This is a genomic window from Solirubrobacter ginsenosidimutans (genome assembly GCF_027587205.1).
This window is the reverse complement of sequence record NZ_JAPDOD010000099.1, coordinates 1-11910: the sequence shown is the minus strand read 5'-3', so window position 1 is coordinate 11910 and position 11910 is coordinate 1. Positions and strand designations below refer to the sequence as shown.

Sequence of the window (11910 nt, the reverse complement as noted above, 5' to 3'; positions counted from 1 at the left end):
GGAGGTACCGCGGCCGCCGCGCCCCCGCCGCCCGCGGGCACGCCCGCGTCGGCCGCCCCGGGCAGCGAGCCGTCGCCCGAGGGGGCGTCGACGGCGGTCGGGATCGCCGCGGCCGCGCCGCCGCCTCCGCCGCCGCCGTGGAGAAGGTTCGGGATCGCCGGCAGGTCAACGCGCGACAGCACGTCGGCGATCTGTCCCGGGATCTCCTCGAGGTGCGGCAGCACGTTCTCGGTGAACTGGTAGATCCCGACGCCCTCCATGGCGGCGGCCATCATCACGCCCGCGAGGCTCGACTTGGACTCGCGCATGTCGAGCGTGTGCATCGCCTTGCCGGCGCCGACCGACATCTCCTGGGCGAGGCTGTCCAGGCCCGCTTCGCGACACGCCCCCGCCGGATCGCGGCGGAACTGCGCGCGGAACGCCTGGTCGACGAGCAGGCGCTCGAGCAGCTTGGCGGCGAGGTCTGACTCAGTCGCGGCCATCACTCACGGATCCGCTTCCACACCGGCTTACCGAGCACGAACAGCACGGGCAGGAAGAACGCCACCCACAGCGTCCCCATCACGCCGTAGACGACGGCCTTGTTGTCCGTGATCGCGAGGAAGATCTTCTCGTAGCGCAGCGACATGCCGATCGCGAAGCACGCCGCCAGCACCGACCAGCCGAGCCCGAACAGCGAGTAGCGCGCGAGCACGGGCGAGTCCGTCGAGGCGGCGCCGCCGCTGAGCTTGCGCTCGAGCTGTTCCTTCGCGCGCCGGCGCAATCCCGGCTCGTTGAGCCAGTCCACGAGCATGTGGTAGCCGTCGCGCTCGATGAACGGGTTCAGGTTGAAGAACCCGCCGACGTAGGCGGCGAACGCCAGGTTGAAGAAGATGTCGCGGACGACGCCCTCGGGCAGCAGCAGCGCGCACAGCGCGAAGATCGCACCGATCGAGAAGTCCGACACCGGGCCCGCCGCCGACACCGCGATGCGGCGGCGCCGCGGCTCGAACCACGCCTCCGAGGTGTCGACGAACGCGTACGGGAAGATCGCGATCACCTTCAGGCCCGCGCGGTGGATCCGCCGCCCGAACGACGCCATCGTCAACCCGTGCGCGGTCTCGTGCACCGCCACGACCACGAAGCGCCCGAACAGGAAGACGAGCCCGCCCCAGCCGAACTTCTTCGCGACCACGAACGGCGTGCCGTACCGGCCCACGATCAACGCCACGAACGTCGCCAGGCCCGTGACGATCAGCGCGGCCAGGAACCACAGCATCGGCCGCGTGAAGAACACCCACCCGCCGTGGCGATACAGCGCCTCGAGCTTGCCGCCGAAGCCGGTGAAGACCTTCTCGCGCGGCTTGACCAGCTTGCGCCAGCGGCTCGTCGGGGCCTCGACCAGCGGCTTCCCGCCCGCCACGCCCTCCAGGAACCCGCGCTCGCCCAGATCCGTCAGCAACCGCGCCAGGCGCGCGGGACCGGTCGCGCCGAAGCGCTGCTCGGAGAGCTGCACCAGCTCGACCAGGCCGTGCGTCCCGTCAAGGAGCTGGAAGAGCATGGCGTCGTTGTCGGAGAGCCGCAGGAACGTGCCCGACTCGAGGTCGCGCAGCACCCACCGCTGACGGCCCTCGGACGCGTCCAGGCGCTTGAGCGCGTAGCCCGGCCGCAACGCGGGCCGCATCCCGAACTGCGTCCCCGACGCGGGCGGCGCCGGCATCAGGATCGGCGCCGGCACGGCGTCGGCCGACACGACGATCGTCCGCCCGGCCTCCGCGGCGTCGCGCCGGCGCTCCACGCGCAGCTCGGCGTCGCCGAGCCGGATCTTCGCCCCGTCGCGCAGCGGCAGCGGACCGGTCAGGCGCACGCCGTCCAGCCAGGTCCCGTGGCTGGAACCGGCGTCCTCGATCACCGCGTCGGCGGAGATCCGGGCGTGCATGCGCGACACGGACGGATCACTGATGACCAGCGACGCCCCGGGCGCCCGCCCGATGGTCATCTCGGCCACCACGGGCACCCGCGTCGCATCGGCCAGCACCAGCTCCAGCGGCGCGACCGCGCCGTTCAGCGGCGTGCCACAGCTGCTGCAGTAGCTCGCTCCACGCTCGAGCTGGCGCCGACAGCTGGGGCACAGCACGCCGCTTAGCCTCCGATCGTCAACGGCTGGTACGACGGGTCATCGCCCGACGGGTTCAGCTCCTTCTGGTTTCGGACGTCGTCGGCGGGCACGCGGGTGATCACGGCGATGTCCTCCTTGCACGCCTCGTCGCCCTGCACGACCAGCAACTCCTTCGAGTCGCCGCGCCAGGTGACCTTGCACCCGCGCACGGCGGTCTGTTTCGCGCTCGACAGCGCGAAATCGTTCGGGTCGTCGGCGAGCCACAGCCGGAAGGCCGATGAGCCCTGGTTGGAGATCAGCGCGAGCCGCTTGCCGTCGGGCGAGACCTCGGCGTCGAGCACGCCCTTCTCCGGCGTGTCGGTGTCGGTCAGGAAGTGGCCCTTGCTCCAGTCCGCGGTATCGGTCGAGAACGCGGGCTTGCCGTCCTTGACCTTCCAGCGGACGATGCCGAACTCGCCCCCGCCGCCGCTCTTGACGCCGACGCCGAGGATCGACCGGCCGTCGGTCCCCCAGTGGATGTGCCGGATGACGGAGAAGTCGGGCTCCTTGATGCAGTTGATCTCGGTGCCGTCGGACTTGATGTCCCCGAAGCAGAGATCCGTGTCGGTCACGAAGCCCTGGCCGTCACGCGTGACCTCGTCCATGGCGATCACGTTGCGGTCGGCCGTCGGCGCCCACGCGGTGTCGGCGAACTCGCGGCCGGCCGGCGTCAGCGGGACGGCGGCGGCGTTCTTCTTGGTCAGGTCCTTGAGCATCACGCGCCCGTCCGCTGTGTAGGCGACGTGCTCGCCGTCGGCGGTCCAGGTCGGATCCTCTTCGTCCGCGGGGCTGGTCGCCACCGGGTCGAGCTTGGCGCCGTTGGCCCCGTTGATGCGCAGGATGTTCTTGCCGTTGGTGTAGACGACGTCGGGCTGGCCGACCGAGACGATCAGCGTCACCTTGGACTTGGCGGCGACCTTCGTGCCGCCGGGCGGCTTGGTCTCCACCAGCGTCCCCGCGGGCGCGTCGTTGAACTCCTTGGCGACCACCGGGACGATGCCCAGGTCCGCGACCTTCTTGGCGAACGCGTCGGTCTTGGCGCCGTTGATCGCCGGGATGATGATGTCCGCGGCCGCACCGCCACCGCCCGCACCGCCGGCGCCACCAGCTCCGGCCGCGCCGCCCTTGCCGTTCTTGTCCTTGTCCTTGGCCTTCTGCTTGGCCTTGTTGGCCGCGTCGGCCGGGTCGGCGTAGAAGATGTTGACCGCGGTGCCGGCCTTGACGACCTCACCCGCGGCGGGGATCTGGCTGACGATCAGGCCCTTCGGATCCACCGGCTGCGGCGAGGCCTGACCGAGCGTCAGCTCCTTCTCGCGCAGGAGCTTGTCGGCGTCCGAAGCGGTCTTCTTGGTGATGTCGGGCACGTTGTGCTTGTCGACGCCCACGGCCACGAGCACCGCCACGGGCGTGCCCTTGTCGACCTTCGTGCCCTCCTTCGGCGTCTGCTGCAGGATCGAGCCCGGAGGCGCCTTGGCGTCGGGCTGCTCCTTCTTGTTCGGGTCGAGCTTGAGGTTGGCGTTGGTGAGCGTCTTCTCGGCGTCGAACGTCGACTTCGCGCCCACGACGTTCGGGACGAGCACCGTCTGCGGCTGGCTGCGCAAGAGCAGGAAGAGCAGCAGCAGCAAGAGCGCCAGCAGCGGGATCAGCCACCACGGCAGCCACGGCCTCTGCTTGAAGACGCCCTGCGTGGGCATCAGCGGCGCGGTCGGCGTGCTCGAGCCGCCGCGGCCCGGCAGCTTGAGCTGGCCGGGCTTCGCGAGCTGCGACGCGTTCATCTGCTTCATCTGCGGGCCCTGGAACTGCGGCTGCTGCAGCTTCGGCATGCGGATCTGCAGACCACCCGGGCCCATGCTCACGTCCGGCGGGTAGAGCTGCGGCTTGAACACCCGCGGGGGATACATCCCCGGGACCTGCGGCGCGCGGCGCTTGTACCACTTCTTCTTGACCGGCGGCCCGGCCTGCAAGAGGACGTCGGCGCCGACGACCTGGTCGGCGGCGCGCTCGGCCGCCTCGTCGCCCGTGATCGTCTTGACCTCGAGGCGCCAATCGCGACCACGGCCGATCCAGATCTGCTTGGGCGGGCGGACCTGCATCTGCGAGACGATCGCGGCACCGGGCGGGATCTCCGACGGCGGGCGGTTGAAGCCGAACTTCAGCTCGGCGTCCTCGTCCTCGCCCTCGAGCGCGATCAGCACCGGCGCGTTGGCCTTGTTGGCGATCGTCACGTCGAAGGTCACCTTGCGGCGGCCCTTCTTGCGCTGCGGGCGCAGCGTCGTCGCGGTCTCGATGTAGGGCTGGATGTGCAGCGCCAGCGGCGCCGACGCCGCGACCGTGCGCATCGCCTTGGAGTCGGCGACGATCGTCAGGTCCCACACCCGCGCCTCGGCCTCGGGGCCGCGCGGCGGGTGCAGGTGGATCTCGACCTCCTGCTCGTACGTGCCGCCGGCGCCGAACGGGACGAGGTAGACCGTCCCGGGGTAGACCGACCACCAGTCCTGCGGCATCCCCTCGACGCGGATGTCGTAGTTGTCGACGATCCCGCTCTGGTTGCGGATCAGCGCCAGGACGCGCTCGCGCTGGCCAGGCTCGACGGCCTGGTGCAGCGTCTCGCCCTTGGCCGGGTCGCCCTCGGGCAGGCGTAGGACGATCGTGGCGGGCTCGTTGGGCTCCGCTGCCTGCTGCTGCTGGGCGGGCGGCCCGGGCACGGCGCCGCGGATCAGCGTCTTCGCCGCCGGCGGCTGCTGCGCCGGGGACGAGGAGGGCGTCGGCGGGACGATCGCCGGCAGGGAGGTGGCGGTGGGCGGCGGCGGAGCCGGAGGTGCGGGCGGGGGAGCAGGTACCGCGGCGTGCTGTCCGTTGCCGTTGCCTGGAGCGGGCGTGGGCGGCGAGGCCGGGGTGACGCGCGCGTCCGGCGGCGTCGTGGGCGCAGGCTCGGGGGGCTTGGGCGGCGCCGCTTGCGCTGCGGCCTCGGCTGCCATCTCCGGCGTGATCGCCTGCACGAAGCCGGTCGGCTCCCAGCGCAGGTACTCACCGCAACTGCAGAAGTCCTGGTCGGCGGGGTTCTCCTTGCCGCAGCTCTGACACGTCCTCATGTCTCAACCTTCTTCTTCGCTGCCTTCACGCGCAGGCGATACGTGCTGTGCACCGGCTTGTATTGCTCGATGCACCGCGCGATCGCGGCCTGCACGGTCTCGTCGACCGGGATGTCGCAGTAGACGATGAAGCTCGACGACGGCTTCTCCTTCGGGCCCGGCCGCCCATGCCAGATCACGCCGCCGTTGTCCTCGATGCGCATCGGCACCTCGGGGAAGTGGAGCCTCAACGCCAACTCCATGCCCTTGACCGTTCCGCGCTTGCGCGAGAGCTCCGCGGACCGCATGACCATCTCGCGCTGGTGCTTGATGTTCTGCGTCTCGTCGAGGTCCACACCCAACCATGCCGCGAGCAGCTCGAGGATGTCGGGCGGGGCGAAGTTGGGATCGAAGTGGTAGTTGAGGCCGTCGAGGACCGCGACGATCGGGTCCAGGAGCTCCTCGAGCGCGCCCACGAAGCGCATGCCGAAATCGCCATCTTGGTAAAGAGCGGGCAACCCGTTGCGCAGATACGCGCGGGTCGACGCGACCGGAGGCGTCTCGATCGGCCCGGAGGCCATCTGGATCATCAGCGTGCCGAAGCCCGGCCCCCGGAAGGAGCCGGTGCCGTTGGTGGCGTGGCCGTTGGCCGACGCGTCCCCCGCGGCGTGGCCGTTCCCGCTCGGATCCTCAGGCTTGTACTGCTCTGCCAAAGCTCGTTCAGTCCTCGCGGTGCGTGGCCTTGACGATGTGCAGGCCGCTCGCCATCAGCTCGTCGGGCTCGAGGACGATGTGGGTGCCGGCCGGCTTCGCCGACTGCTCGCCGGTCTCGAGGTTGGTCTCGTACAGGCGCAGGATGCGCACGAACTCGACGCCGTCGACCGCATGCACCACGCCGTAGAGCTCACCCTGATTGAGGGCACGACCGAACGGCCAGCCCGCGCCCGGGCCGGTCGGGTTGCCGCCCACCAGCGGATTCAGGTACGTGTAGAGCGCGTGCGCGACGTCCTCCTCGACGCGCGCGGTGTCGGCCAGCGGGCGCGCCTGGAGGTTGACGACCACGCTCAGCCCGCGGTAGCGGCACGGCTTGAGCTCGACCGTCGTCCCGATCAGCCGGCGGTCGTCGAGGTACTCGGCGACCTCGGTCAGCAGGGCTTCCTCCGGCATCAGCTCGGCGAAGTCCAGCCGGCGGTCGGCCGGGTAGATGCGCGGGACGAGATGCAGCGGCACCGCGGCGCCGTCGCGGGGCGGGATGCAGACCGCGCGGGCGACGCGCGGGCTGGCCTCGCCGGCCATGAACTCGAAGTCCTCGGCCGTGACCGCGCGATAGCGCGAGCGGATCTCCATCGACGCGCGCTGGCGGGCGTGGGTGATGATCTCGGCGTCGACGCCGCCGACCGCGGCGTCCGGATTGGTCACCGTGTCGATGCCCGCGATCGTGCTCTTGAGCACGCTCAGCGTGTTGGCCGTCACGTTGCCCTCGCGGCCGCCGCCGTGGCGGTAGCTCGTGAAGCGCAGTACCGCGCCCTTGGGCGGGACCGCGCCGTACTGCGTCCAGCCGCCGTGGGTCTCGCGGATCGCCGGGCCGAGCTCGACCTCGCCGCTGACCAGGTCGAGCACGAAGTGGCGATCGAACTGCGTTGAGCCGACGAAGTCCGGGCGTCCCTCCCAGCGCGACCAGTCGCCGGACTCGGGGTCCTGGACCTCGAGCAGCTCGCCGGCGCCCAACTTGAGCACCGGCTGGTTGCGCAGCGGGAAGTTCTGGCCGGGCGTGCCGTCGCTGACGCCCAGGACCTCGCGGTCCACGCGGGCGGCGTGCGTCGAGGGCAGCCGCGCGCCCATCGGGGCGGCGCTGATCGAGTAGATCTCGGGCGCGTGGGAGTACGTCGCGCCGGCACGGCCGCTGACGCTGGTCTCCGCGATCCGGCAGCGCAGCCAGTGCAGCCGGTGCCCGCCGAGCGGGGCGACGACCGACCGCGGGGGCAGCTCGAGCTCGACGGTGCCGGAGCCGTAGTTGAAGCCACCGGTGAGGTCCTCGAGCACCGCGGCGGGCGCCCACTGGCCGTCGGCCTGGGAGACCTCCCAGCGCAGCGGCGGGTCCTCGGGGTTGACGCCGGCGCCACGGGCCATCGAGGCGTCGACCTCGATCTGCACGATCAGGCGGTCCAGCGGCTCCTCGAAGCCGAGATAGAGCGCGTCGCCCACCTGCGGCGGGCTGCCGAACGCGAGCTGGTCGGAGCCGGTGGGGCGGGCCTCGCCCTCGGCGATCCCGACGTCCTTGACCTGGCCGTGGCGCTGCAGCACGTAGGCCGCGGGGCTCATCGCGGGGATCGTGAAGTCCTCGTCGACCTGGAAGATCACCGACTCGTCGTGCGCGGTGCGCGGCGTGCCGACCTCGGTGATGCCGCCGCCGATCAGGATCGGCTCGATCGGCTTGTCGGCGAGCTTGAAGCGCAGGCTCGTGGTCGCCGCGCTGGGACCGTCGAGGCGGATGCCGAGCAGGTCCAGCAGCGTCACGTGCAGCTTGTCCGGCACGCGGTTGAGCCGGTAGATCGTCATCTCCGTCATCCACGCGAACAGCTCGATCAGCGTGATGCCGGGGTCTGAGACGTTGTGCTCGGTCCACTCCGGGCAGGCGCGCGAGATCCGCGTGCGGGCCTCCGAGACGAGCTCTTGGAACCGGCGATCGTCGAGCTGGATCTCTGGGAGCCTCACTCCATTTCCTCCGCCGGGATCACGTAGAACGGGTAGACGAGGTTGCGCTCGGTGTTGGTCGCGCGCACCTTGAAGCCGATGTCGATGGTCAGCAGCCCGCTGCCGGACTGCGTCAGGTCGAAGTCCACGCTCTGGACCTCGATGCGCGGTTCCCAGCGCTCCAGCGCCGTGCGGATCGCGTCCTCCATGCGGCCGACGGTGTTGGCGTCGATGGAGTCGAACACGAAATCGTGGACGCCGCACCCGAACTCCGGGCGCATGGGGCGTTCACCGGGAGCGGTACCGAGGATGAGCTGGATCGCCTGGTCGATGTCCTGCTCGTCGCGCGCCAGGGCGATTCCGCCGCGGCGGTCGACCTGGAGGGGGAACGCGAGGCCGGATCCGATGATCTCCGTCACGAGCCGACTCTAACCAATGTTGATGATGGCGCCCTTGATGTTCACCGGGCCGGAGCCCTGGATGTCCACCGTAGCGCCCTTGAGGGTCAGGGATGCAGAGGCTTCGACGGTCACCGAGACGCCTTTGACGGTCATGCTCGATCCGGCCTCGACCACGTACTGCTGGGCCTTGAGGTTGCCATTGCCGGTCGCCTCGTTCTTGTAGTTGCCGGAGATCTTGTGCGTCTCGTCCTTCTGGATCGTGACCACCATGTTCTGGTCGGACTTGATCTCGAAGTCCTTCTTGGAGTGCTGGTGGATCTTCTCGTTCGAGAGCAGCGCGAACGAGCCGTCGCGGTTCTGCATCAGGTCCGCGCCAGGCTTGTCGCGGCCGTTGAAGAGCGAGCCGACGACGATCGGCCGGCGCGTGTCCCCGTGCTCGAAGCCGACGATGACCTCCTCGTCGACCTGCGGGAGCATCAGCAGGCCGCGCGCGTTGCCCGCGCTGGGCGTCGCGATCCGCGCCCACGCCGATTCCTCGGTGTCGCTGAGGCTCGGATACTTGACCCGCACCCGCCCCATCTGGTCCGGGTCGTTGTTGTTGGTCACCATGCCGACCACCAGCGAGGCCGACCAGTCGCGCTCCTGCGGCGGGCGCATCAGCTCCAGCAGCGTGCGACTCGAGCGGCCGGAGATCTGGAAGGAGGTCTGATAGCCGGTCGCGCCGCGGTAGGTGTGCGTGGAGCTCGTGACGGTGTAGGTGCCGGAGAACTGCTGGCCCACCCCGGCGACCTTGACCTTGCAGCCGGCCGTGATCTTGGGGTTGCCGAACGCGACGCCGTCGGCCTCATAGAAAGCGTCGCTCATGCGGTCCAGCGTGGACTTGGCCAGCGCGTTGGCCTCGCCGTTGTTGGCGGCGACGCGGTCGGCGATCGCGGTCGTGCCGCCGCCGAGGTCGTTGGAGACCTTCGACCGCTCGACACCCGCCTTGGACGTCGTCGTGCCGCTGGCCGAGGTGCCCGTGATGACCTTCTTGCCCTTCGGGTCCCAGGCGCGGATGTTGACCGTCTTCGGCTGCTGGACGCCGCTCATGCGCGGCCGGAAGGAGATCATCGTGTCCTGGTAGGTCAGCGTGACCGGCGCTCCTCCGTCGCCCTTGTTGGCCGGCCGGAACTGCAGCTTCGTGTCGTCGACGACGACCTCGTAGTCGTGCATCAACGCGAGGCGCCAGGCGAAGTCCCAGTCGGTCTCGTTGCTCTGCTGGAAGAACTCGTGGACGACGCTCGTCGCCGTGACCTGCGCCGAAAGCCCCGAGTCGCCCGCGATCTTGCGGATCATGTCCGAGGCCGACATCTGCTGGAACGTGCGCGTCTTGCGCTGGCGGTTGAGCTTGTGCGCCTTGTCGTAGGCGCGGATCGAGATGACGACGCCCTGGGCGCCGAACTCGGGCTCGACGGCCGCGATCTGGCCCTTGAAGATCGACGTCGTGGCCCGCTCGCCGGTGGCCGACGCCTTGATCTCGAGGTCCTTGCCGAGTTGCAGCGGGTGGCTGTCGATCGCGTCGCCCGTCGGATCCTTGAGGCGCACCAGCGCCATGTCGGGCAAGGTGAGGCTGTCGACGACCTTCATCTCGATCATCGAGTTGCGCCAGCGGGGTTCCAGGGCCGCGCCGGCGACCTTGATCTCGAGTCCCGCGACGTGCTGTTCGGCCTGTGCTGCCGGTGCCATCAGTTCTCCAGCGCCGGAAGCGCGAGTGAGCTGCCGCGGCGCAGGTGCAGCGGGTTGTCGACGCCGTTGGCCTCCGCGATCAGCCGCCAGCGCGTGGCGTCACCGTAGGCGCGGTAGGAGATCGAGGGCAGCGTGTCGCCGTCCTTGACGCGGTGGGTGCCGAAGCCGGCCTGCGCGCGCGTGGTCGGGTTCTGGCCCTTGACGGTCTCGGCCGCCTGCTTGAGCGTGAGCTTGACGTCGGCGCGGATCGGCTCGCCGTCCGGGCGGAAGAGCTTGTACGCGCACGTGAGGCTCGTCATCGCGCCCTTGAAGATCAGCGTGCCCCACTGGAACGTCACGAACGGCGGGACCGCGGTGGGCGTGCCGCCGGACTGGCCGCTCGGCACCTCCATCGCGTCCAGCAGCGCGGCCGTGGACTCGCGCACGGTCATCTTGTACGGCGGGAAGCTCTGGTCGAACAGCAGGCTGAGCTCCATCTGCCGCGGCTGGCCGCCGCCGAACTCCGGCTCCGTGAAGGACGTGCCCGTGACCGGCTTGTACTTCCACTCGTTGCTCTTGGTCAGCGAGTACTCGGTCGGGTTGAAGTAGCAGTCGAGCGTCGTGCCGCCGTCGATGATCAGCTTGGCCTTGACGAAGTTCGCCGCTGCCGCCGGAGCGCTCATGACCCCACCGCCTGGACCGTCATGCCCGTGTGCGCGACCTCGAGTTGCTCGGTGACGATCTCCGTCGACGCGGCCGTGAGGTCGATGCTCGTCCACTTGACCGGGTACGCGTTCGCGAAGTTCCAGACGCGCACGGGTTGAAGCGAAGTGTTCATAAGGGAGATCTGGAGGGTCACCGGTTGGACTTGTACGACGGTCTTCTGGTACCAGTCGAGCAGCGCCTTCTCACTCGTGACAACGCCGCGCTTGAGGGTGATATTCCCTTGCTTGACCCGGGTCGGGAGCCGGTGCACGAACGTGTTCTGGCCCCCTTCGGGGTACTCGAGCACGTCGACCTGAGACGAGAACCCGGTCACCGCCGCGAAGAAGCCGAGCTGGACATTCAGACCGAGCAGTTTCACGTCGAAGTTGAAGGCTTGGGTGACCTTGTCGTTTTGTGCGGAGGAGGGTGAGGGCATTCAGCGACTCGCTAAGGGTTGTCGATGAGTAGGTGGCCGAGTTGCTCGCGCTCGATCAGGAGATCGCGCTTGAACCGGTCCAGGAAGTACTCGTAGAGGGCTTCGGGGTCCATCTGGGCGCTCTTGCTGTCGTCGGCGGGGTGTTCCGCGGGCGTGTGCTGCTCGACCGAGGCCGCGGACGGCGCCGGATCGGACAGCTCACGCGAGATCGTGTAGGGCTGATGGGTCGTGGAGATCTCGGCGGGCGGCGGGAAGTGCACCGTGCTCAGCCCGCCCTCGCCCTGCTCGATCGCACCGCCGGTGGCGCCCGCGACGCGCTCCGCGGCGCGTGAGATCGTCGGCTGCGCGGGGGTGATGGCCGGCGTGGGCGTGGGCGTGGGCTCGGTCCGGACGAGTTGCAGGTGCGGGCGGGCGGTCTCCGCGGCGACGCGGCTGACGACCGGTCGTGCCGCGGGTGCGAGCGCGGTCGCGCCGTCGGAGGCGGGTGTGGTGGCGGTGGTGGTGCGGGCGAGGCGCGGTGCGGGCGTGCGGCTGACCGTCGCGCGGGCGGCGGTGGGGGCGATCGCTCCCTCGCCCGGCGCCCCGAGGTCGGGCAGCGCTTCGAGGTCGTCGCCCGCCGGGAAGTCCGCGCCGAGATCGTCGTCGTCCTCGGGCGCCGCGGAGCGGGAGACCACGGGGCGCGTGGGGGCCGCGGCCCGCGCGACGACCGGCCGGGCCGGCTGGCCGATCGGGGCGGCGGGGCGACCAGGGGCGGCGGGCGTG

8 protein-coding genes and 2 pseudogenes are annotated in these 11910 nt (G+C 70.1%); all 10 read right to left on the bottom strand.

What is annotated here, in order from left to right; genetic code table 11:
• Nucleotides 1-482: pseudogene (locus OM076_RS43880) on the bottom strand (hypothetical protein); the annotation flags it as partial.
• Nucleotides 482-2116: an FHA domain-containing protein gene (locus OM076_RS43875; RefSeq protein WP_270046569.1), complete on the bottom strand. Its 1635-nt coding sequence runs from the start codon at nucleotides 2114-2116 to the stop codon at nucleotides 482-484. The gene OM076_RS43875 and the pseudogene OM076_RS43880, both read right to left, overlap by 1 nt.
• 5 nt (nucleotides 2117-2121) lie before the next feature.
• The gene (locus tag OM076_RS43870) at nucleotides 2122-5229 is read right to left on the bottom strand and encodes a PASTA domain-containing protein (protein WP_270046567.1); all 3108 of its coding nucleotides are present in this window, start codon (nucleotides 5227-5229) and stop codon (nucleotides 2122-2124) included.
• Nucleotides 5226-5921: a phage tail protein gene (locus tag OM076_RS43865; protein ID WP_270046566.1), complete on the bottom strand. Its 696-nt coding sequence runs from the start codon at nucleotides 5919-5921 to the stop codon at nucleotides 5226-5228. The genes OM076_RS43870 and OM076_RS43865 overlap by 4 nt, the downstream gene beginning before the upstream one ends.
• Nucleotides 5922-5928: 7 nt before the next feature.
• Nucleotides 5929-7923, bottom strand: a complete 1995-nt coding sequence (locus tag OM076_RS43860; RefSeq protein ID WP_270046564.1) for a putative baseplate assembly protein — start codon at nucleotides 7921-7923, stop codon at nucleotides 5929-5931.
• Entirely contained in the window at nucleotides 7920-8321 is a 402-nt protein-coding gene (locus OM076_RS43855; protein ID WP_270046563.1) for a GPW/gp25 family protein, read from the bottom strand. Before OM076_RS43855 ends, OM076_RS43860 begins: the two co-directional genes overlap by 4 nt.
• 9 nt (nucleotides 8322-8330) lie before the next feature.
• The gene (locus OM076_RS43850; protein ID WP_270046561.1) at nucleotides 8331-10028 is read right to left on the bottom strand and encodes a VgrG-related protein; all 1698 of its coding nucleotides are present in this window, start codon (nucleotides 10026-10028) and stop codon (nucleotides 8331-8333) included.
• Nucleotides 10028-10690 (bottom strand): CIS tube protein, encoded by a 663-nt coding sequence (locus OM076_RS43845; protein ID WP_270046560.1) that lies wholly within the window; start codon nucleotides 10688-10690, stop codon nucleotides 10028-10030. Before OM076_RS43845 ends, OM076_RS43850 begins: the two co-directional genes overlap by 1 nt.
• Nucleotides 10687-11148: a phage tail protein gene (locus OM076_RS43840; RefSeq protein WP_270046559.1), complete on the bottom strand. Its 462-nt coding sequence runs from the start codon at nucleotides 11146-11148 to the stop codon at nucleotides 10687-10689. Before OM076_RS43840 ends, OM076_RS43845 begins: the two co-directional genes overlap by 4 nt.
• Nucleotides 11149-11159: 11 nt before the next feature.
• Nucleotides 11160-11910, bottom strand: a pseudogene (locus tag OM076_RS43835) (hypothetical protein); the annotation flags it as partial.